Origin of the sequence: Larkinella arboricola (assembly GCF_003259745.1) — a bacterium.
Classification (GTDB): domain Bacteria; phylum Bacteroidota; class Bacteroidia; order Cytophagales; family Spirosomataceae; genus Larkinella; species Larkinella arboricola.
The window spans coordinates 841,369-861,930 of the sequence record NZ_QLMC01000003.1; the positions used below are offsets into that span (position 1 = coordinate 841,369).

The following is a 20,562-nucleotide window of genomic DNA, read 5'->3' on the forward strand; positions in this document are numbered from 1 at the left end:
GACTTATTTATCCGAAACCGGGTACAGCATCCGAAGGGCGTTAAAAACCGCCTGATGGGTAATGGTGGCGTGGTCTTCGTTGGGCAAATAATCGAAGTGGATTGTCAGGTTTTTGTTCTTTGCGGTTTTCAGTTTCTCAACCAGCAGGTTGGCATCGACTTCCATCACGTGCGGTATTGTGCTGGGGGCGAGTCCTTCTTTGCCCACGCCGATGTAAATGCCGGTTTGTTGAAAAAAACTTTCCTGTAAAACAGCCGGTTTTTGATGTAACAACGAACCATTATCCCACCACAAACTTGGGCTGATAATGATGTAGTTGTTGAACAGATGCGGTTTTTTGAACAGAATTTCGGTCGCTAAAAGTCCGCCCAGCGACTGCCCGATAATTGTTTTCGATCCCGTTGTACGGTATTTCTTTTCAATAAACGGCTGCAATTCATTTTCGATAAAAGCGATAAACTTTTGCGACTGCCCCGTGGTCGGAAACCGTTTCCGGTCGTCTTCCAGCGTGGTCGGATACGTAAAATCCCGTCTTCGATCCACATTCGCAATACCGACGACGATGGATTTCGGCACCCGGTTAATCCAGGAGAAATTATTGAACTGCACCAGCCCGACAATGTGGATAAAATCCTCATCCGCCGAACCATCCAGCAAATAAATCACCGGGTACCGAACGGTATCATTCTGGCTATAACCGTCGGGCAGATAGATATTTAAAATCCGATTCTCCGCTAATTGCTTCGACGGGATTTCGTCGATGACACCCAAAACAAAGGGTTTGCCGGGCTGGCTAAAGGTGGACTTCGTGGTGAATAATACGCAAAAAACCGCCAGAAGTATTTTCATGGATAGTCGCATTTAGGACGTAAGGAGGTTCAGTCAGGCAGCGGGTATTTGTGATACCGGATAAGCGATCTGCTCTCAATGAAATTGCCTTTTCAATTCTACATCGTCCTCCGTCAGCAAATCAGCTACGGTTTTCCCTTCCCCATTGGGAATCGTTTGGTCAGCACCGGCCTGAAGCAGCAGGTGGACACATTCCGCGTAGTCTGGTACGTTGGCGTTATCCGTACTTTTCAACCCGTGAACAGCCCAGAAAAGCGGATTGGCCTTAAAATCGATGCATCGCTTATTGATTTCGGCTCCGGCCTGGATCAGCCGCCGCACCACGGCTGGTCGTCCGCACCACGCAGCCCAGTGCAATGCCGTACCGCCGTGACAACCTGGATGATTGACGCTGGCACCGTTGTCGATGTACAAAGTAGCCACCTGATCAGCATGCAGACTAGCAGCGGCAACCAGTGGACTATCCTGTTTTTCGATCAGGCCGTTGCCATCAATGTGCGCCCCGTACTCCAGAAATACCGTTGCCAGTTCAACGGCTTTTTCTTCCGTATAATCTTTCGAAACACGCCGTCACAAATCCGATGCAGCGGGTGCGCTTTCGTCGTGTTCACGTCATCGTAGGGAATGCCTTCATTGGCTAATCCCGGATGAGCGGAAAGCGCCTGCCTGATGCCGTTGACATCGTAGGTAGTGAGGATATTTATCATGGTGAAGGTCTCTTTTCGTTCCGTTGCCGCTCGCGTGTCACCCTTTCCGGCTATGCTCCCAATCGTCCCTTTGCTACTGCTTCCAGCAACCCGTTCCATTGGTCAACCCAGGTGTTATTCCTGATTCTCGGTAGCGTCTGCCAACGATTACTCGCCTAAAAAATCGGGTGGATAGAGTTTCTAACCGTATTTTTCAGCGGTTGCTTTTAATTGCTCCAGTTCTTCCGGACCTAATTCCGGAGGGGATAAAAAAGTGTCGGCTGCAACCGGTTTTCCAATCTCCTGAAAAAAAGCATCCAACCCGGCCGGAATGACGGTACATAACAGATGGGCAACGGTATCGCTCTTGTTTTTAAAGCTATGAACTTCACCACCCGGGGGAATGGTAATAAAAGAGCCTTTTGTTGCGGTATATGGGCCGCTTTCCATTTTAAATTCGATTTCACCGTCCACGACGTAGAACATCTCCTGCATGTCCTTATGCGCATGAGGACCCGGTCCACCACCGGGTGGAACCAGCATGTCAATAACCGCATATTTCCCTTCGGTCTCTTTGCCCGAAATGAGAATCCGATATGTATCGCCGACCACGGAAAGACGTTGTCCTTCTTCGTTGTCAAGGGTGGTAATTTGCTTGCCGGTTGCCATGATGATCGAATGGGGGTTTAGGTAAACGGTTGCCGGATCATTTCCACGGTTGGTGAAAACACCGGACGTAAAAGCAAATTTCTATTGTTTTGATTTTTAAGCGGTTCGCAGGATCTTCTCCATCTTCCGGCCTTTCGCTAGTTCGTCGACTAACTTGTCTAAATACCGTACGTGTTTCGTTAACGGATTTTCAATGTCCTCCACCCGGTAGCCGCAAATGGCGCCGGTGATCAAACCGGCGTTGGGGTTCAGACTCGCACTTTCGAAAAAGGTTTCAAACGTCGCTTTTTCGTCGATGAATTGTTGCAATGTCCGGTCGTCAAAACCGGTCAGCCATTCGATCACCTGATGCAGTTCCTCTTTGGTCCGGCCTTTCCGTTCCACTTTGGTGACATAGTGCGGATACACCGAAGCGAAGGTCATTCTTGCGATCCGCTCATCGTGTTCGGGCGTTGTTTTCATACCAGCGGTTTTAAGGTAAATGTAGGATTTATTTCCCTTAACCGCCCATTGTCCCGGTCTTAACTTCGCCCGCCCGCTTGTAATAGGCAATAATTACTCCGCTGGGTGTAACAACGCTTTCTGACAACGTAAAGGCTGCCGGAATCGGGCCATTGCCGAACAATTTTTTCCCCTTACCAAGCGTCAGGGGGTAAATCTTGAGCCTGAGTTCGTCCACTAAATCATTCTCAAGTAACAACTGAATAAGCTGACTGCTGCCCCAAACATGAATGTCAGCACCGTCCGACTGTTTGATCGTTTTGATTTCTGCCAAACTTTCGAGGAAAACGGAGTTTTTCCAATCGGACGTTTTCATCGTTGTGGACATGACATATTTTGTCCCTTCATTAATCCCCGGCCATACATTTTCATGTTTTGGCCAGTAGTCGGCCCATATCTCAAAGGTCTTTCGGCCCAAAAGGTAATCGGCCGGTTGCATCTCTTTTTGCACGATCTTACCACTAACTTCGTCACTGTAAGGGGCAACCCAACCGCCATAGTTGAAACCGCCTGATGGATCTTCCTCAGGCCCGCCAGGTGCCTGCATGACGCCATCCAAGGTAATCATTGATAAAACAATTATTTTTCTCATCGTAGTCAGGGTTTCTGTACGCTACAAATCTCGCCAACAAATACGGTGTCAGGGCTGTGTGAATGCGACAATTCGGGTAGCCGAATGCGACACCCTTTCACCGCTGGAAGCCGGTTTTCGCGTACTTATCAGCCGATTACGAGGACGGGGCGGAAGCTATGGGGATGGATTACTTCACAAGCCGTTTAGTGGTCCGGAAGCTGGTTTACCAGTTCATCGAAAACATGAAAGTTCCCTTTCAGAATATCCTTTGGGGTTTTGGCGATCCATTCGCCGAGGTCAATCGATTGGTAATGCCCACTGTTAAATCCGATCAGTAGTTGCAATACGGTATTGCCGGTGTTCCTGATGTAATGCCCCGTAGGAACGTAGTCGACATCGCCGGATTCGTACGGATCAATGACTTATGGTTTTTATCGACATCCTTTACTGGCAGCGATAATCAGGTCGGCAGCTTCTTTGGGGTGCGTTATAAAAACGCAGTGGCTGGCGCCGTCAATTTCCACGGTTTTCCGGGTATTGGCGCGTTTGGCGTATAACCGTTCCAGGTCCGGGTTGATGATTTTATCGGCTTTGGCCACCATGTACCAGACCGGTTTCGTTTTCCAGGCCGGATTTTTGATAATCGCGTGGAAAATGCTGTCGGCGGTGGGTGGTTGGGATACGGCCATGAACCGGGCCTGTTGAGCCGGTACGCCCCCGGCAAAGTCGTCCGGGAATTTTGCGGGGTCAATATAGTCGAACCCGTCCTTTCCTTTGATCAGGGATTTGTAGGCCGACGGATATTTTTTCCCATTATCCGCTTCTGATTCACCCTCATCCGGTGCATGGGCAGCCAGATACACCAGCCCTTTTACCTTGGCGTTGTTGCCCGCTTTCGTAATGACGGCTCCGCCGTAGCTATGACCCACCAGAATACAGGGGCCATCCTGCTGATCGATGATCCGGTTCACCGCTTTCACATCGTCCTCATACGACAACAGGGCGTGTTGGGTGACCGCTACCTTATAGCCTTGCCGGGTGAGAATATCGAAGATGCCCTGCCAGCCCGACCCGTCCACAAAAGCGCCATGCACGAGGACAATGTTCCTGACCGGCCGGGTTTCCTGCCCGAACGACCGGCTGGAAATCATCCCTAAAACAAGAACAAGCAGAGCTGTCAGCGGTTGAAGGAGTAAGGTCTTCATGGGCTTTAGGTTTAAACGTCCGGATTTCTGTCAATAAAATGGTTTGAAGGGGTAAGGGGTGTTGGGGATGGGTTTACCAATACGCTGTTATGCACTAACGGTTAATGCTTAGGAAGCCAGCCTTTGTTGATGTTGGTTATTAAATCTTCAATGTGCTGCGAATGGTCAACTTCGGTCAAGTTTGCGACTAAAACTGTATCAATCAATACATCGTTATAGGATGCAACCGATGTGATATACCAAAAGCCTTCTTCGAAGTCGTGATGCCAGTTGGTCATTAACACATCGTCTTCTGTTGTCATCCACGAAGGTAATTTTTGTTCAAATACTTTAAGCTCAACCAATGTCTCATCAAAAATATCTTCGACAATACTGCATGCTTTTCCTGTTGCACACATATATAGAACATCCTTTTTTATGCATAAGCTTGCAAACGTCAGAAGAAGCGGGTTATTAGCATTGTCTTCAATAACAAAGGCGGCCCAGTTGTTAAGATCAACGCTCTCGAAATCTGAAAGATCCTCTCGAATATCGAGATAAACCACCCTTCGATTATTAACAGGCTCAAAATATTTAAGCATACAACTTACGTATAACGTTTTTCACTTGCATCGGGCGGAGAATCAAAAGATAAAAAGCCGTAAAGTTCAATTAAAAAAATACTGTTGAATTTTACACGTCAGCTTGATTGGCAAAACCGATACTAGCAGTTCGGTAGCTAGTTAAAGCTTAACCGTTCTGCCCATTTTAATTCGACGGGTAATTCTACGTTTGAAAATTCAATATGGATAACCCGTCTTTTTTTATGATTAGTTGTTCTACTGGAACTATGCAAGGTCAATGGCTTCATTAGCATAAGTCCGCCTTGTTTAACAGAGCAAATGGTTTCAGTTTCGTAGCTCCAATCAATGGTTTCCGGTCTATAGATTTTCTTCAAGTGGGATTTCGGAATAACGCGTAAGGCACCATTGTTTTCGTCGGTATCATCAAGATGGATTCTGATTGTCGTTATGTTTTCTAAAATCTCTGTCGGTGGTTGAACGGCAAATTGGTTTTGTTTTATCGTCCAGGGCCCGAATCTATCCAGTTCGTGTTTCCTGTCTACCGATATTGTTAAGTCCTGATGGTAGGGGACGTACCAATTCGAAGAGGCCGGTTTGTCAAAATAAATACTTTTAACCAAAAAGAAATTACTGCCCATTATTTCATCTATAAGCATTTTGAGCTTATCGTTGAAAATCAAATTAATTATTAATGGAATTTCTTTTAAAAATTGCCGGATAGCAAACAAGTCAGCCATTTTCTTGAACGTGTCCTTTGAAGTATCCGCTTCGTTAATAGCTTGCAGGATATTTTGCACTTCGTCAATTGAATAAATGTTATCAATGACCGAAAACCCCTTTTCTAGAAGTTCCTGTCTATGTATTTCAATGTTATTCATGGTATAGATGGGTAACTTTTTCGAGGTGTAGTCGGGACAATATGAAGGCAAAATCCACATATACGACTAAAATTAAATTCCACATTTCATCTATTTTATTGCAAAACCATTGATTTATTTTCATCTTTTATATTTTTCATTTTAAATTTACCGATATACATTTCAAATTGCCTTTTAATCATTTGGTCAATATTAGCGAAAGTAAAAATCCATTACCCTATTTTACTCATTTCAATACTAATCCTTCCCTTCGTGGTTTATGTCAAGTTCTCCAATGTTGTTTTCAATTACCGGTTCAACATCAAATGTTATAGGGATATTATTGGGCTTGCCCAGTAGATTTGTTCCTTTACAAAATCTATTATTATTAATTATAACATCGCTTTCATACCAACAATCAAAGAAATTCACAAAACCATTAAAACCATTGTTTGTTATGATAACGGCATTCCCCGCCTTATTATGTCCACCTGCTTGAAAATCTAAGTAGCTATCAAAAGTGCAATTATCAATTGTAAGTCCTCCTGAAAAGTAAGTAAAAACAAATTGACAGTTTTTAAAATGGCAGTTTATCAACCTTACAGGATTGTTAAATTGAGTAACGCTTCCAGAGAAATTTTCTATAATAGAGTTTTCAAATACAACATCTTTGTCCCATATACCATTTGTTTCAAGTTTCAATTCTCCGTCAACATAAACATCAATTAACGGTTGTCCGCCTTTTAGTAAGCCGGTCGCTCTTTCTGTCGTAATATTCTGTTTCGGTTGCGTCGTCATATTATTACCGCATAATTCCTAAATATGCGGAAGCTTTGTCGAATTTAAACATCTGTTTGTATTATTGAAATAATATGCAGTGTTCTATTTACTCTTTTTAACTTCTCCATTTATACCGAAAGCCTAATCATCCTGCTTCACTTGATAGAACAGGCTTCGGCTAGTTTCAAGAGTACGGTTACTAATCAGCCAGAAAATCACGCCCTCCCACCCTTTCCAAATCACAACGCTCTCATAATCTTCCCGTAACACTGGGGTAATATAGCCAATCTACTTTTGGGTCGTCAAATAACGACACCAAACCATGAAATTTCTTCTTACTGGAATCACCCTGTTCGTATTCCATTTTGCCGTCCTCGCCCAAACAGGCTCCATCAAAGGGACGATTAAAGACGCCAAAAACGCCGAAGCCATCATTGGCGCTACCATTCAACTTGTCGGCTCGAATCCCGTCATCGGCGCGGTTACCGACGTTGAAGGCAACTTCGAGATCGCTAAAGTCCCCGCCGGGGTTCACCAACTGCAAATCAGCTCCGTTTCCTACGCTACCAAAACCGTCAACAACGTGCGGGTCGAAGCGGACAAAACCACCCTGATCAATTCGGCGCTGGAAGAAGACAACAAAACGCTGGCGGAAGTGATCGTGAAAGGCCAGCGCGGCACCAACACCGAAATGGCCGTCATCACCGAAATCAAGCAGATTGAGCAGGTGGCCGTCGGGATTTCGGCCCAGCAAATCTCACGCAGTCAGGACCGGGATGCGTCGCAGGTCATCCGCCGGGTGCCGGGCGTTTCGATTCAGGACGACCGCTTTGTCATCGTCCGCGGGCTGAACGAACGTTACAATACCGTGATGCTCAACGACGTTATTACGCCCTCAACGGAGGTGGATATCAAGTCGTTCTCGTTTGACCTCATTCCGAGTTCAGCCATCGACCGGATGTTGATTTTCAAATCGGGAGCCGCCGAACTGCCGGGCGATTTCGGGGGCGGTATTATCAAAATTTACACGAAAACCATCCCGGATGCCAATAGCTTCTACGCCGGGATTTCTACTTCTTACCGCGCCGGTACAACTTTCCAGAATCATAATACCCACCAGGGTGGCAAAACCGACTGGCTTGGTTTCGACGACGGTACGCGCCGGTTGCCGTCCAATTTTCCGTCGCAACGTCGGATCAACGCTTTTGGGGCCTCGTCGGAGCCAGTCGTTAACCGGTTTAAGGCCCTCTCACCGTATTTCACGCTGCAAAACCGCATGGTGTCGCCGGATTTACGGGCGCAATTGGGGTTCAGCAAACGGTTTTACATCGGCAGCAAAGAACTGACCAATTTCACGAACGTCAACTACACCAATACGCACACGTTCTCCAACGTGGAGCAATACCGGTATTTTGCCGCTGATCCGACCACCGGCCATAGCGTCATCCAATACGCCTACAATGACCAGCTTTTGACGGAAAACACCCGGCTGGGCGTGCTGACCAACTGGGCGTTCATTCTGAATCCGCGCACGAAATTTGAATTCCGGAACCTGTTCAACCAGCTGGGAACAAAAGAGACAACCGTGCGCGGGGGGTACAACGACAACAACCTGGAACTGAACAACTACGCGTTCCGCTACGAGCAGAAAAGCATTTATACGGGCCAGTTGAGCGGTACGCACGAACTGAGCGGCCAAAGCCGTCTGCGCTGGACGGGTGGGTACGGTTTCACAAACCGTCAGGAGCCGGACTACCGACGGTTTACGTCGAGCCGTCCGCAGGGCAGCAACGAGCCGTTCCGCATCGACGTTCCGCAGCAACCCAGCCCGACCTTCCAGAATGCGGCCCGGTTTTACTCGAACCTGACGGAATACGTCAGCACGGGCCGGGTTGACTACGAATTCAAAAAAGCCGCTTCCGCCGAAACGGACGACAAACAGATTCTGAAACTGCGGGCCGGTGTGTATACGGAATACAAAGACCGGGCGTTCCGGGCGCGGTATTTCGGGATCGTGAACCCCAACAACGTCAGTGCGGAAATTCTGTCATTGCCGCCCGCGCAGTTCTTCCAGAATTCCAACCTGTCCTCAACGGGTCTGTATTACAACGAGGGTACGAACACGCAGGACCGGTATGATGCCCAGAACACGCTGGTTTCGGGTTATGTGGGCGCTTACATCCCATTCTCGGCCCGGTTCAACGCAACGGTCGGTTTCCGGGGCGAATACAACCGTCAGCAACTGCAAAGCGTCGTCAACGGTGTGCAACGAATCCGGGTCGACAACCCCTTGTTCAGCCCGCTTCCTTCGGTTAATGCTTCGTATAACCTGACGGATAAATCGCTGTTCCGGCTGGCCTACAGCCTTTCGGTCAACCGTCCGGAGTTCCGTGAGCTGGCGCAGTTTTCCTACTATGACTTTAACTACGATGTGTCGCGGGTCGGGAATCCGAACCTGAAAACCGCTACGATTCACAACGCCGATGCCCGCTACGAATTTTATCCGTCAGAAGGACAACTGATTTCGCTGGCGGCTTTCTACAAGTACTTTATTAACCCGATTGAAGCCAAAATCAACTACTCCGGCAGTGGGGTGTCGTACACGGTCGACAACGCCAACAACGCCTACAGCATGGGCCTGGAACTGGAAGCGCGCAAGTCGCTGCGGGGAATGAGCGGTTCCGATTTTCTGGATAATGTGACGGTCTTGCTGAATGCAGCCCTGATCAAAAGCTCGGTGATTAACTCGTTCGTCGGTCAGGAAAACAACCGCTCGCTGCAAGGGCAGTCGCCGTACCTGATCAACGCCGGGATTTACTACGCCGATCCAAAACAAGGCTGGCAGGTTAACCTGCTTTACAACGTCATTGGCCGCCGGATTTTTGCGGTGGGCGACCGGTCAGTACAACCGACGATCTACGAAATGCCCCGGAACGCCATCGACATTACCGTTACGAAACAGATTGGCGACCACTTCGAAATCCGGGCCGGTATTCAGGATTTGCTGAACCAGCCGTTCCGCCTGATTCAGGACTCGAATCTGGATAAAAAGATTACGGATACCGACGATGTGTACCAGCGGTTCCGGCGGGGTTCCTACTCAACGGCAGGCTTGATCTACAAGTTCTGAGCTTTTTAAGATCACAAATTCAACCATTTACAACCAATTTGACACGAGTATGAAAAAGTTAACAACCTGGATGCTGGCGCTGCTGATGTGCGTAGTTACCCTGGGCATGATGGTTTCCTGTAACAATGGTGACGACGATGACGATGATCTGGGGCCTGAGCCCGTTCCGGGACAAGTAACGGAAGTGAGTGGAAATATTACGCAGAATACGACCTGGACGGCCAGCAATCAGTACCTGTTGAAAGGCTTTGTATACGTGCAGCCGGGTGTAACCCTGACCATCCAGCCCGGTACGGTCATCAAAGGTGACCAGGCTTCACGGGGTTCGCTGTTCATCCTGCCGGGCGCTAAAATCATGGCCGACGGTACCAAAGAGAAACCCATTGTTTTTACGTCGAACAAACCGGCGGGTCAACGCCGGGCGGGCGATTGGGGCGGTTTGGTGATCATGGGTAAAGCACCGGCCAACAAGAAAGATTTCAAGATTGAAGGCGAAGAAGTGTCGGTGGTGCCGGGCGGGACTACGGGCGATGCCGCCGACAACTCCGGTGTAATTCGCTACGTACGCATTGAATTCGCCGGAATCGCTTTCCAGACAGATAAAGAAATCAACGGTTTGACGCTGGCGGGTGTGGGCAACGGTACGGTAATCGACTACGTACAGGTATCGTATTCCGGTGATGATGCCATCGAGTGGTTTGGCGGTACGGTCAATGCAAAACACCTGGTGGCTTACCGGACGCTGGACGACGATTTCGATACGGATTACGGTTTTTCCGGTACGGTTCAATACGGTTTGATTCTGCGCGATCCGGCCGTTGCCGATCAGTGTACTTGCTCGGACTCAAACGGTTTTGAGTCGGATAACGACGGAACGGGTTCACAGGATGCCCCCCAAACGTCGGCCAGATTTGCGAACATCAGCCTGTTTATCGCTCCGGGTGCCGTAAACAGTAAATACCGCTCGGCCTTCCGGATTCGTCGGAACTCGGCCATCAGCGTGTACAATTCGGTGGTAGCGGGTGCTTATCCCAAAGGCGGTCTGGAACTGGAAGGCGCTGATACCCAGAACAATTTTATCAACGGCAAAAGCGATTACCGGGGTCTGACCATTGTCAACGCCAAATCAATTGTAACCGGCGACTCAGTACGGTTGAAGGCTGCTGATCGCAAAAACACGTTCGGCGCCGTCGAGACAGACCTCAAACTGGCCGCTAATTTTAACTCACTAACGGGCCGTCCGGGTATGCTGCCCCAAACGGGTTCACCGCTGCTGAATGGTGGTGTAACGCTGCCGACGGGTCTGGAAGCCAACACGGTAATCGGGGCGTTTGGTACAACGGACTGGACCGAAACCTGGACCAACTTCGATCCGCAGAATACAGACTATACCCTGAATTAATCTCAATTCTTTATATTTGGTGTCGCACGAAAAGGCCGGGGCTTTGCTCCGGCTTTTTTCTTATTTTAGGGGCCGATTTTGAGGAAACAGTTTAGACTACAAAACCTATTGGAAAAGTTGTCTATAGATTCAGGAATAACTAACTTGCCTGGCAAATAGGTAGTTGGGCCATTCCTGGCCGCTGTCTACAACCGAGAATCTTGACAGTTTGAGCTGTCTGTTTGTCTTTTGCGCTACAACCTGACATTTCAACGAATGGATGAGCAACCCAGGGGTTATTTCACTGGCTGCACTATTTTGGCGAAGATGCAGTTTTATAATTACGCCCGAACGACACCGAAAAAACTATAGCCGTAGCACCACATGATTTCAAAGAAAGCCAAGTATGCCATTAAAGCGTTAAAAGTCCTTACCGAAGAATTTGGCAAAGGGCCTATCTTAATATCCTACATTTCGGCCAAAGAAAACATCCCTAAAAAGTTTCTGGAAGCCATTCTACTGGAGCTACGCAACCACGGCATCCTGCAAAGTCAGAAAGGAAAAGGGGGCGGCTATCTGCTGCGGGTCGATCCGGAACGGGTAAATCTGGCCCAGGTGCTGCGGGTTATTGATGGCCCGATTGCCCCGACGCCCTGCGTTTCGCTTAATTTTTATGTGCGTTGCGACGATTGCAACGACGAAATCGCCTGCGCCATCCGGCCCATCATGGAGCGGGTGCGCGACGCCAATCTGGCCGTTTACGAGAAAACAACGCTGGCCGCCTTTGCCCGCCGGGAAGCCGAACACCAGGAAGTTGTGGTGAATCTGGTGGATACCGAAAATCAGGCAGCCAATCGAATATAAGTAAAAAGCCCACGGCTCAAACCGTGGGCTTTTTTAGTTAAATACTTATCGGTTTAAAACACCTTCCTAAGCGGGCTGGTGTTCCTTCCGGAGCAGGTCGTTGACGGTTTTGACCGGGTTGAAGGTAATCAGCGGCACTTCCACAAAAACCGTGTTCCAGTCGGCCATCGCGCCATTCCACAGACCGGGCAACTCCTGCGCTTTCAGTTCCTTCCCATCTTTTGACTTTGAGGTAATGAAACCCGTTTGCGGATCGCGGTAAGCGGGCAGGTTGTATTTTTCGCCGTCGCGGTTTTTCAGCGCACAAACCAGATCGACCGGATTGAAGTGCGTGGCTGTATCGAAAATCTGCTTCTGTTCGGCATTACCGAGGTCAATCTGCGCCGATTCCACAATTTGCAGCGAAACCGAACCGTCCGCGTTTTTAGCCCAGAATGGCCCGCCACCGGGTTCGCCCACGTTTTTCACCATCCCGCAGGCCCGTAGCGGGCGGTCGAGCTTCTGGCGGAAGTACGCTACTTTGTCGTCCTGCGTCCAATCGTCAAAACCGTCGGGCGGCAGAATGCAGAGCGTATTACGCAAAAACTCGTCCAGTTCGGTCAGGTAGCCTTCGCTGACCATATCGTCGTCCAGCAACTCCTGGAACCGGAAAATCTGTTGCTGAATATCCAGCAGAATGGAGCCCAGCACTTTCTTATAAATAATGGTCTGCTCTTTCAGCGCATCCGGTACAACGTTGTCGATGTTTTTGATAAACACCACATCGGCGTCGATGTCGTTCAGGTTTTCGATCAGCGCACCATGACCCGCCGGACGGAACAGCAGCGAACCGTCGGCATTTCGGAACGGCGTATTATCCGGATTAACCGAAATGGTATCCGTCGATTTTTTCTGTTCGGAAAACGTAATCTCAAACGTAACCCCCAGCCTGGCTTCGTACTCCGGCTGAACGCGCTCAATCAGTTCTTCAAACCGGCTGCGGTGCTCGGGCGAAACCGTGAAGTGAATCCGTACCCGGCCGTTCGCGTTTGCATAAGCCGCTCCTTCGATCAGGTGCTCTTCTACGGGTGTGCGCGGTCCTTCCGGATACCGGTGGAACAGCAGCAAGCCTTTCGGCAGATTTCCGTAATCCAGTCCCTCGCTGGTTAGCAACGCACTGAGTACGTGCTCATCGGTTTCCCCCGACACGCCTTTCAGGGCATCGTAAAACGCGAAATCGGACAGGCGGTCGAAAAATTCATCGACGGATTTATCGCGTTTGCCTTCCAGCGCGGCAAACAACGATTTAAACATCCGCGTGGCCGCCCCCGACGCCGGAACAAATTTCAGCAACGACAGCGAAGGCGCTTTCTGATCGAACGCCGACACGATGGCCGTTAAATTCTGTTCGTCGACGCGGATAACCCCATCCCCTACCGTTGCGGCTTTGATGACGGGCAGGAATGGAAACGTATTGATAAAATGCTGGATCTGTTCGTCAACCTGCTCAAGGGTGGCGCCCTGCGCCAGAATTTGATGCTGATCCTGTTCGGTGAATTGCATAAAAAATTCGGTATAGAATGCGGTTTTGTATGAATGGCAAATACGAAAATTTGCCGTATCGAATCAAGCCGTTCGCTACCTAACTTCGTAAACGACCTCGTGGGCTTCCCAACTGGCCGGAACTTCCAGCCGGGCAATCATCCGGTCCATCGCCACATTAGGTACGACATGAAGCCGGTTGCGGTTCTGCTGCCGGAGCTGGGGGTACGGCACTTCCAGGTATACCAGCCGAACGCGGGCCTTGTAAGCGGCAAACAACTCAACCAGCTGCTGGCGAATCGGGCGGGTCAGGGTGGTAGCATTCCAGACAAACGAGGTGTGCTGCCGGAGCAGGCTTTTGGCTTTCTCTTTGGCCATCTGCACCACGTACCCCGTGCCTTCGCGATCGGCCGGATCAATCCGGAGTTGCCGCCGAAAATCGTCCAGACTCACCACCGGCCAGCCCGGAAGGTGTTGGGCCAAGTACGTATCTTTCCCCGCGCCCGGCAAACCCGACAGCAATACAACCTCGCAAACCGTCGTATCGAAAGGTTCGTAGGTGGGAAACGCGTCTTCCTTGTAAAAGTACGTAAATCGGCTCAGACCGGAAGAGAATGGATAGGGCTGCCCCCAACACTTGTTTTCTTCGCAGTACGCCCGAAAAAAGGCGATTCGCTCCAGCAACTCATCCCGATCGGGTGAAATCCGGCCGCGCACATTGGCTTCGGCCAGAAGGGCCAGCAGGTGCGTATCCACTTCCAGACTGGCCTGAATCAGCGACTTCAACGGGTCCGGTTTTTCAAAAAAACACAGGGGCAAATCGTGATAACGCACCAGTTTGGCAATCTGCTCCCGGATGTGGAAGGGAGCCGGAAAATAGCGATACAGCAATTCACGCGCGGTTTGCTCCCCCCGGCGGGCGTGGCCCCGGGACGTAATGCTGCCATCGGCCTCGATAACGGTTGTCGAGCGTTTTTCCACATCATGCAGCAAGGCCGCCGTCCACAGAATCTCCCGATCAAGTGGCGAAAGTTGCCGGTAGCCGGGAAGCCGTAACAGTTGTTTGATGACCATCCGGGTATGAACGGCCACATCACCCTCCGCATGGCAACGCGGGTCCTGCGGTACGTCGCGCATGGCCCGGACAAACCGGAATTGCTGTTCCAGTTCTTTCCAGCTTTTTCGGGAAGTCAACTGCCACATTACTGGATCGTTGTTTGCGGCAATACCGTGCCGGGCCGCGGGGAACGGAAAAAGCGGTTCACGACATGGCGTCCAGGAGATAGAACCTGACAGCAGGCAAAAAGTATCATTCTTAAATCAGTCACCCGTAGCGTTGAGTGAACGGGCGTTCCAGGCAGCCAGGCTTTCTTCTTCTTTCTGCCGCATCTGCCGGGCTTCCTCCTCGGTTTTATCGCCGTACCCGCACAGGTGCAGCACCCCATGCGCCAGCACCCGCCGAAGCTCCTGTTCTTCGACTATCTTTAATTGCTGGGCATTGTCGCGAATCCGGTCGATGCTGATGAAAATATCGCCTTCCAGCCGCCCTTCTTCTTCGGAGTTATCAAACGTAATAATGTCGGTGTAATAATCGTGGTCCAGGTATTCGCGGTTGACCTGAAGCAGATAGTCATCGGAACAGAAGATGTAATTCAGTTCGCCGACCGTAAAGCCTTCGCGTTTCGCTAATGCCGTAAGCCACTGGCGGGTTGGCACTTTCTGAGGGAGGTTAAACTGAATATCTTCTGTAAAAAAACGAATCATACTGTGGATTATATTTTCACAAAAATCTTGTTCCGGTACAGCACGTAAAGCATCGTCCAGACGAGCAGCAGCGAGCCGAGTGCCTGAAAAACGTCGTGCCAGTGCTCGGCGGTGTATTTATAAAATCCGGCAAACAGAAGCTCCGACGTGTGGTCGAAAGCAATAAACCGGTACGCCAGGTACACCACAATGGAGTTCATGCCGATCACCTTGAAAAAAAACGACCATCGCCGGTAGCCAAGCACATCAATGATACCGTAGAAAAGCGCCAGAAAAAGCAACCCCATCCCGGCGGTCAGCAAAATAAATGAACTCGACCACAGGTGCTTGTTGATGGGAAAATGAAGCCCCCACACCAGCCCGATACCGATGCTGATCAGACCTGCAACGCTCAGGTAGCTTAGTTTAGTTCGCTCCGTTCTGTCCGATCGCAGGAGTTGCCCGGCCACGGTTCCCAATACCGTCAGGCAATGCGCCGGAAATTGGGTGAGCAGAGCATTTTCGTCGTAGGTTTTCTGCAACAGCCGTCCGGGCATAAACGTCTGATCGAACCAGGCAACCAGATTGCCTTCAAACGAAAGATCACCGCTGCCGTACCCCGGAACCGGAATGAGAAACAAAGCCGCGTAGTAGGCCAGCAGAACGCCAGCAACCCATACTAACCGCTGTTTCCAGGAAAAATTCAGAAACAAAACCGTCGCTGCGAAACTGGCCAGACCGATGCGTCCCAAAACCGTCCCGAAGCGAATGTTGGCCGGGTCGAAAATATCCAGCGGGATGTTTTTATCCAGGATTCCCAGCAGAAAAAGAATCATCCACCGACGAAACGCCTTGCGGTATAGAACCGGCTTTTCCAGACCATTTTCCAGTCCGGCCTGCAGGGAAAAAGCGATTGAAACCCCGGCAATAAACAGGAAAAGCGGGAAAATGAAGTCATAAAACGTAAACCCGTGCCAGGCCGGGTGGGTCAATTGACCGGCAATCCAGTCGACCCAGGCCAGGCCCGTTTTGCCCTCCATACGTTCCAGAAACGCACCGCCCCCCGCAATCAGCAACATGTCGAATCCGCGCAGGGCGTCGATGGATAACAGCCTTTGTGGCTTAGCTGCATGCCCGGATTGTACCGAAAGGGCCGCAGAACCGGTTTTGGTATCGGAATACATAACGAACAGGGAATCGTTTCAACCAAAAGCAGGTACGCAGGCCGGTATACTCACTCCGGTATGGCGGGCCGTTCGTCCGCCATACCGGCATAGTTCTAAACAACAATCTTTAGTTTGGCAAAGCTCAACAGCAGCGTCTTTTCGCCCGCCGTCTCAAACTTGATTACGGCTTTTCGGTCGTTGCCGTCCTGATCGACTTTCTGCACCAGCCCGAAGCCAAACTTCATGTGTTCGACGCGCATTCCTTCGGCCAGTTTGGAGGTATCGCTGGGGGCAAAATCACTCGACGGAACGTGGGCCACCGTCGGTTGGGGAGTCTGCTGGCGGGCGGTTTTCTGGGCCAGACTCCGGACAAAGCTCATCGACCCGCCGGAAGTTGCATCCTGGTTTGTTTCCCGGCGATCTTCCCGCTCCGTATGCCGGACTTTGGCTACTTTCAGGAAGTCTGGATTGACTTCCATTAAAAAGCGGCTCGGCTCACAGACTTTCAGACGACCGTAATGATACCGCGATTCGGCGTAGGAAACCGTTAGTTTTTTCTCGGCGCGGGTAATGGCCACGTAAAACAACCGCCGTTCCTCTTCCAGATCGGCCCGGCTTTCCAGCATCATCTGCGACGGAAACAGATCTTCCTCCAGCCCCACAATGTAGACGTTCCGAAACTCCAGCCCTTTGGCACCGTGAATGGTCATCAGCGTGACCTTGTCGGTGTCGCCGTCATCGTCTTTTTCGTCGGCGGTGGTCAGCAGGGAAACAACCTGTAGGAAGGAACTCAGGCTCTTGTCGTCGTTTTCCGGGTTATCTACAAACTCCTTGATGGAGTTCAGCAGGGCCTGCACGTTTTCGTAGCGCGATAACCCCTCGACGGTTTTATCGTCGTACAGTTCTTTCAGAATACCGGATGCCTTGGCTACGTGCGCGGCTACGTCATAGGCGTCTTTTTTGTCGAGCAGCAGTTGAAAACTCTTGATCAGATCGGCAAACCCTTCAATGGCAATACCGGCCCGACCGGCCACGTACTTGCTGACGTTGCTGACCACTTCCCAGATCGGTACCTGGTTTTCGGCGGCCACCACCGAAATCTTGGCCACGGTGGTATCGCCAATACCGCGTTTGGGCAGGTTAATGATTCGCTTGAACGCTTCTTCGTCGTTCTGGTTGACCGTAAAACGCAGGTACGCCAGCAGGTCCTTGATTTCCTTGCGCTGGTAGAACGACAGGCCGCCGATGATACGATATTTGATATTCAGCTTCCGAAGCGCTTCCTCAAAGGCCCGCGACTGGGCGTTGGTGCGGTACAGAATGGCGAAATCGGAGTTTCGCAATCCGTCCTGCATCTTGGCTTCAAAAAGTGAGGTAGCAATCAACCGGCCCTCCTCGTTGTCGGAAGCGGCCTTAACGACCTCGATCAGCGTGCCTTCTTCGTTGTCGGTAAAAACGTTTTTGCGCAACTGTTCCCGGTTGCGGGCAATAATGGAGTTGGCCGCATTGACGATGGTTTTGGTCGAGCGGTAATTCTGCTCCAGTTTGATCGTGCGGACATCCGGAAAGTCTTTCTCGAAATTCAGAATGTTTTCGATGTTGGCCCCCCGGAACGCATAAATGCTCTGAGCGTCGTCGCCCACCACGCAGATATTCTGATTGACGGCGGATAGCTTCCGGGTAATCAGGTATTGCGATACGTTGGTATCCTGAAACTCATCGACCAGTACGTGTCTGAATTTGTGCTGGTATTTGTTTAGAATATCGAGGTGATCGCGGAACAGGACGTTCGTGTTGTAGAGCAGATCGTCAAAATCCATGGCGTTGGCCTGGAAACACCGCATCGAATAGGCTTTATAAATCCGGCCAATTTCGGGCATCCGGGCGGCTGCATCGTCGGCCTGAATCAGCGGGTTTGCCAGGTAATCCGCCGGACCCACCAGCCGGTTCTTGGCCCCCGAAATTCGCGAAAAAACCATGTTCGGACGATACACCTTGTCATCCAGCGCCAGCTCCTTGATAATGCTTCTCAGCAGCGATTTGGAATCGTCGGTATCGTAAATGGAAAAGTTACTCGTGTAGCCAAGCGCCTTGGCTTCTACCCGCAGGATTTTGGCAAAAACCGCGTGGAAGGTACCCATCCAGATGTTACGGGCCTCCGTACCCACCACACTCTCAATCCGGTGGCGCATCTCACCGGCGGCTTTATTGGTAAACGTCAGGGCTAAAATCCGGAACGGATCAATCCCTTTTTCAATCAGGTGGGCAATCCGGTAGGTCAATACCCGGGTTTTGCCCGATCCGGCGCCGGCTATAATCATCAGCGGACCGTTTTCGTGCAATACGGCCTGCCGTTGTGGCTCATTCAATGTTGAAATATAATCCGTCATCAACAGCTCTCCCTCTTCAGTGGTTAGTCATCTAAAAATAACATTCAAAACTACTAAAAAAGTTGCGGATGAGCGGAAATGCAGACAGAATCTAGACGGTATTTGCGGGGGCGCAATGAAGTTGAAAAACAGACGAGTGGGTGTCTTATTTCCAGATACGGGTTAGCCCGCCTTCCCGGCCCAGCAGTGGATCGGTTTTGGGAAGCGGAACAGCGGCAATGTTCTGGTCGGCTTGGGGCCGCTCGCCGGGTTCTCCGCGCAGCACGTCGTAATCGCGCCCGTCGGGATAGGCACCCACCACCCCGAAATCAGACGACGCTTCGAGCCGTTTGTGGCCAATACCCGCCGGAATGACAAGAATGTCGCCGGTTTGAACGCGGATTTTCTGGCCTTGCTCACCGCCCAGATGCAACAGGGCCGAACCGCTGTAAACACCCAGCACCTCGTGCGAAAGGCTGTGGTAATGATGATACGGAAAGACGCCGTTGCGCCAGGAATTGGTCCAGTTGTTCTTCGAAAACCGTTCTTCCAGCCAGGAAGCCCCCGCCGGGCCGGTTTCCGAAAAGGCATTGTGATAAATCAGAAGGGGGTATTTGCTGTTTGGAATCGTGCCGTCATCTTTGAAAAGATGGGTCTCCGGTTCCGTGGTTGGTTGCGCCATAGTGGTTCGGGTTACGAACAGCATAGAACCGCCAATTACCAGAAATTCGCTCCGGTTCATCCTGTTTCCTTAGTAAACAACATTCTCTTTCAGGAAACCACCTGTACCGAAACTTGTTTTCTGCCCCTGTATTTTAAGAAAGCCGCTGGTAAAATCAGGCTGCGTTCCGGTCGTAAAAAGCCAGCGTTTTAACGGCAGACCGGCCATCAAGCTGCCTCCGAACGGCTTCAGCCGGAAATTGCGCATCAAAATCTTTATCGATGTAACTGAACTGAATCTGACGGTCGGGAGCAACAACAAACAGGGCCGGATACGGTACGTCTTCCGTGATCCCAGCAATCCAGTTCCATACCGGATCATCGGTAGAATAGACCCCGAATTTTGCGGCAATCTGGTTATCAGCATCCTGTACAATAGTCAGGGATAAATCATGCTCATCAACCAGCGTTTGCAGGGAGTCCGGTGAATCCGGCGAAACAACCAGCAGATTTGCCCCGGCCTCCTGAATAACCGCCTGAAGCTCTATCAGCTTTTGCAAATAATTTTTACCGTAACCGTTCCAGCCAGCACTGTAAAACGCAACGACCAGCGGACCGTTCTGGAGCCAGTCGTGCAGGTGAACGGTTTTGGCGTAATCGGCCTGCCAGGTAACGTATTGCCCAATCGTCCGCTGGCGGTGAACACCGAACAACGGTGCTTTCTGGCCTGACTGCAACGGTTTGATCGGAACGAGTTTCCGGAATTTCTGCGGAACGGAATACAGATCGGTGTCTTCGTGAACGGTGTCGAAAAAGGCAATCATTATCTTAGCTAGTTTATAGACTATGTATATTTTAAGAAAAACGCTTAAACGGACGTTTGGTTAAATCAAACTGCCCAAAAATTACGTCAGGCTTTTAAGAGAATGGTTAGGCAGGGGAGCTAGTAACTTGGGGAAAGGAACGTATCAACAACCCATCCGTGCTTTCTGACAACAACAGAAATGGCCAGAATCGGGGTACATCGCAGGAACCGAGCGGAGG

Annotated in this window: 21 protein-coding genes; 3 read left to right on the forward strand and 18 right to left on the reverse strand. The window is 50.4% G+C overall.

Annotated features, from left to right (window positions below):
* Nucleotides 1-3: 3 nt before the first annotated feature.
* From LX87_RS14930 to LX87_RS14975, 11 genes are all read right to left on the reverse strand, one after another.
* The gene (locus LX87_RS14930) at nucleotides 4-849 is read right to left on the reverse strand and encodes an alpha/beta hydrolase (protein WP_111629020.1); all 846 of its coding nucleotides are present in this window, start codon (nucleotides 847-849) and stop codon (nucleotides 4-6) included.
* Between the two features lie 75 nt (nucleotides 850-924).
* Nucleotides 925-1,377 (reverse strand): ankyrin repeat domain-containing protein, encoded by a 453-nt coding sequence (locus LX87_RS14935; protein ID WP_111629021.1) that lies wholly within the window; start codon nucleotides 1,375-1,377, stop codon nucleotides 925-927.
* On the reverse strand, nucleotides 1,326-1,556 hold the full coding sequence (locus LX87_RS14940; protein WP_146624486.1) for a hypothetical protein: 231 nt from the start codon (nucleotides 1,554-1,556) through the stop codon (nucleotides 1,326-1,328). The genes LX87_RS14935 and LX87_RS14940 overlap by 52 nt, the downstream gene beginning before the upstream one ends.
* A 180-nt stretch (nucleotides 1,557-1,736) precedes the next feature.
* Nucleotides 1,737-2,204 carry a cupin domain-containing protein gene (locus LX87_RS14945; protein WP_111629023.1) on the reverse strand — a complete coding sequence of 156 codons (468 nt, stop codon included), beginning with the start codon at nucleotides 2,202-2,204 and terminating at the stop codon, nucleotides 1,737-1,739.
* Nucleotides 2,205-2,300: 96 nt separating this feature from the next.
* Nucleotides 2,301-2,666, reverse strand: coding sequence for a DUF2200 domain-containing protein (locus LX87_RS14950; RefSeq protein WP_111629024.1), 366 nt, complete (start codon nucleotides 2,664-2,666; stop codon nucleotides 2,301-2,303).
* A 37-nt stretch (nucleotides 2,667-2,703) separates the two neighbouring features.
* Nucleotides 2,704-3,297 (reverse strand): dihydrofolate reductase family protein, encoded by a 594-nt coding sequence (locus LX87_RS14955; RefSeq protein ID WP_111629025.1) that lies wholly within the window; start codon nucleotides 3,295-3,297, stop codon nucleotides 2,704-2,706.
* A 185-nt stretch (nucleotides 3,298-3,482) separates the two neighbouring features.
* Nucleotides 3,483-3,623 carry a cupin domain-containing protein gene (locus LX87_RS28815; protein ID WP_170139368.1) on the reverse strand — a complete coding sequence of 47 codons (141 nt, stop codon included), beginning with the start codon at nucleotides 3,621-3,623 and terminating at the stop codon, nucleotides 3,483-3,485.
* An 87-nt stretch (nucleotides 3,624-3,710) separates the two neighbouring features.
* On the reverse strand, nucleotides 3,711-4,484 hold the full coding sequence (locus tag LX87_RS14960; protein WP_111629026.1) for an alpha/beta fold hydrolase: 774 nt from the start codon (nucleotides 4,482-4,484) through the stop codon (nucleotides 3,711-3,713).
* 101 nt (nucleotides 4,485-4,585) lie between these two features.
* Nucleotides 4,586-5,065, reverse strand: a complete 480-nt coding sequence (locus LX87_RS14965; RefSeq protein WP_111629027.1) for a DUF7684 family protein — start codon at nucleotides 5,063-5,065, stop codon at nucleotides 4,586-4,588.
* 137 nt (nucleotides 5,066-5,202) lie between these two features.
* On the reverse strand, nucleotides 5,203-5,925 hold the full coding sequence (locus LX87_RS14970; protein ID WP_111629028.1) for a phytanoyl-CoA dioxygenase family protein: 723 nt from the start codon (nucleotides 5,923-5,925) through the stop codon (nucleotides 5,203-5,205).
* A gap of 237 nt (nucleotides 5,926-6,162) precedes the next feature.
* Nucleotides 6,163-6,702, reverse strand: a complete 540-nt coding sequence (locus tag LX87_RS14975; RefSeq protein WP_111629029.1) for a hypothetical protein — start codon at nucleotides 6,700-6,702, stop codon at nucleotides 6,163-6,165.
* A 304-nt stretch (nucleotides 6,703-7,006) separates the two neighbouring features.
* Here LX87_RS14975 and LX87_RS14980 point away from each other — a divergent pair, with 304 nt between their 5' ends.
* The 3 genes from LX87_RS14980 (at nucleotide 7,007) to LX87_RS14990 (ending at nucleotide 12,059) form a co-directional block, all read left to right on the forward strand.
* Complete coding sequence (locus LX87_RS14980; protein ID WP_111629030.1) at nucleotides 7,007-9,814, forward strand: TonB-dependent receptor; 2,808 nt, start codon at nucleotides 7,007-7,009, stop codon at nucleotides 9,812-9,814.
* 49 nt (nucleotides 9,815-9,863) lie between these two features.
* Nucleotides 9,864-11,216: a beta-helix domain-containing protein gene (locus tag LX87_RS14985; protein ID WP_111629031.1), complete on the forward strand. Its 1,353-nt coding sequence runs from the start codon at nucleotides 9,864-9,866 to the stop codon at nucleotides 11,214-11,216.
* A 363-nt stretch (nucleotides 11,217-11,579) separates the two neighbouring features.
* A complete protein-coding gene (locus tag LX87_RS14990; RefSeq protein ID WP_111629032.1) occupies nucleotides 11,580-12,059 on the forward strand; it encodes an RrF2 family transcriptional regulator in 480 nt (159 codons plus the stop codon).
* A 66-nt stretch (nucleotides 12,060-12,125) separates the two neighbouring features.
* Here LX87_RS14990 and LX87_RS14995 read toward each other — a convergent pair whose 3' ends face one another.
* The 7 genes from LX87_RS14995 to LX87_RS15025 all read right to left on the reverse strand — a co-directional run bounded on the left by LX87_RS14995 (nucleotide 12,126) and on the right by LX87_RS15025 (nucleotide 20,342).
* Complete coding sequence (locus LX87_RS14995; RefSeq protein WP_111629033.1) at nucleotides 12,126-13,601, reverse strand: DUF4301 family protein; 1,476 nt, start codon at nucleotides 13,599-13,601, stop codon at nucleotides 12,126-12,128.
* Nucleotides 13,602-13,676: 75 nt separating this feature from the next.
* Complete coding sequence (locus tag LX87_RS15000; protein ID WP_111629034.1) at nucleotides 13,677-14,783, reverse strand: AAA family ATPase; 1,107 nt, start codon at nucleotides 14,781-14,783, stop codon at nucleotides 13,677-13,679.
* 117 nt (nucleotides 14,784-14,900) lie between these two features.
* On the reverse strand, nucleotides 14,901-15,344 hold the full coding sequence (ybeY, locus tag LX87_RS15005) for an rRNA maturation RNase YbeY (protein ID WP_111629035.1): 444 nt from the start codon (nucleotides 15,342-15,344) through the stop codon (nucleotides 14,901-14,903).
* A gap of 8 nt (nucleotides 15,345-15,352) precedes the next feature.
* Nucleotides 15,353-16,507 (reverse strand): acyltransferase family protein, encoded by a 1,155-nt coding sequence (locus LX87_RS15010; protein ID WP_111629036.1) that lies wholly within the window; start codon nucleotides 16,505-16,507, stop codon nucleotides 15,353-15,355.
* Between the two features lie 95 nt (nucleotides 16,508-16,602).
* Nucleotides 16,603-18,879, reverse strand: a complete 2,277-nt coding sequence (locus tag LX87_RS15015) for an ATP-dependent helicase (RefSeq protein WP_111629037.1) — start codon at nucleotides 18,877-18,879, stop codon at nucleotides 16,603-16,605.
* A gap of 145 nt (nucleotides 18,880-19,024) precedes the next feature.
* Nucleotides 19,025-19,600, reverse strand: coding sequence for a cupin domain-containing protein (locus LX87_RS15020; protein ID WP_111629038.1), 576 nt, complete (start codon nucleotides 19,598-19,600; stop codon nucleotides 19,025-19,027).
* 94 nt (nucleotides 19,601-19,694) lie between these two features.
* On the reverse strand, nucleotides 19,695-20,342 hold the full coding sequence (locus LX87_RS15025; protein WP_111629039.1) for a redoxin domain-containing protein: 648 nt from the start codon (nucleotides 20,340-20,342) through the stop codon (nucleotides 19,695-19,697).
* Nucleotides 20,343-20,562: the final 220 nt, after the last annotated feature.

Excerpts from the sequence above, each read along its gene's own strand:
- LX87_RS14980 (WP_111629030.1), top strand. The coding sequence starts at position 7,007 with ATGAAATTTCTTCTTACTGGAATCACCCTGTTCGTATTCCATTTTGCC.
- LX87_RS14955 (WP_111629025.1), bottom strand. The coding sequence starts at position 3,297 with ATGAGAAAAATAATTGTTTTATCAATGATTACCTTGGATGGCGTCATG.
- LX87_RS14965 (WP_111629027.1), bottom strand. The coding sequence starts at position 5,065 with ATGCTTAAATATTTTGAGCCTGTTAATAATCGAAGGGTGGTTTATCTC.
- LX87_RS14995 (WP_111629033.1), bottom strand. The coding sequence starts at position 13,601 with ATGCAATTCACCGAACAGGATCAGCATCAAATTCTGGCGCAGGGCGCC.
- LX87_RS14940 (WP_146624486.1), bottom strand. The coding sequence starts at position 1,556 with ATGATAAATATCCTCACTACCTACGATGTCAACGGCATCAGGCAGGCG.
- LX87_RS14970 (WP_111629028.1), bottom strand. The coding sequence starts at position 5,925 with ATGAATAACATTGAAATACATAGACAGGAACTTCTAGAAAAGGGGTTT.
- LX87_RS14985 (WP_111629031.1), top strand. The coding sequence starts at position 9,864 with ATGAAAAAGTTAACAACCTGGATGCTGGCGCTGCTGATGTGCGTAGTT.
- LX87_RS15000 (WP_111629034.1), bottom strand. The coding sequence starts at position 14,783 with ATGTGGCAGTTGACTTCCCGAAAAAGCTGGAAAGAACTGGAACAGCAA.
- LX87_RS15015 (WP_111629037.1), bottom strand. The coding sequence starts at position 18,879 with ATGACGGATTATATTTCAACATTGAATGAGCCACAACGGCAGGCCGTA.
- LX87_RS14930 (WP_111629020.1), bottom strand. The coding sequence starts at position 849 with ATGAAAATACTTCTGGCGGTTTTTTGCGTATTATTCACCACGAAGTCC.
- LX87_RS15020 (WP_111629038.1), bottom strand. The coding sequence starts at position 19,600 with ATGAACCGGAGCGAATTTCTGGTAATTGGCGGTTCTATGCTGTTCGTA.
- LX87_RS14960 (WP_111629026.1), bottom strand. The coding sequence starts at position 4,484 with ATGAAGACCTTACTCCTTCAACCGCTGACAGCTCTGCTTGTTCTTGTT.
- LX87_RS14990 (WP_111629032.1), top strand. The coding sequence starts at position 11,580 with ATGATTTCAAAGAAAGCCAAGTATGCCATTAAAGCGTTAAAAGTCCTT.
- LX87_RS14950 (WP_111629024.1), bottom strand. The coding sequence starts at position 2,666 with ATGAAAACAACGCCCGAACACGATGAGCGGATCGCAAGAATGACCTTC.
- ybeY (WP_111629035.1), bottom strand. The coding sequence starts at position 15,344 with ATGATTCGTTTTTTTACAGAAGATATTCAGTTTAACCTCCCTCAGAAA.
- LX87_RS14975 (WP_111629029.1), bottom strand. The coding sequence starts at position 6,702 with ATGACGACGCAACCGAAACAGAATATTACGACAGAAAGAGCGACCGGC.
- LX87_RS15010 (WP_111629036.1), bottom strand. The coding sequence starts at position 16,507 with ATGTATTCCGATACCAAAACCGGTTCTGCGGCCCTTTCGGTACAATCC.
- LX87_RS14945 (WP_111629023.1), bottom strand. The coding sequence starts at position 2,204 with ATGGCAACCGGCAAGCAAATTACCACCCTTGACAACGAAGAAGGACAA.
- LX87_RS15025 (WP_111629039.1), bottom strand. The coding sequence starts at position 20,342 with ATGATTGCCTTTTTCGACACCGTTCACGAAGACACCGATCTGTATTCC.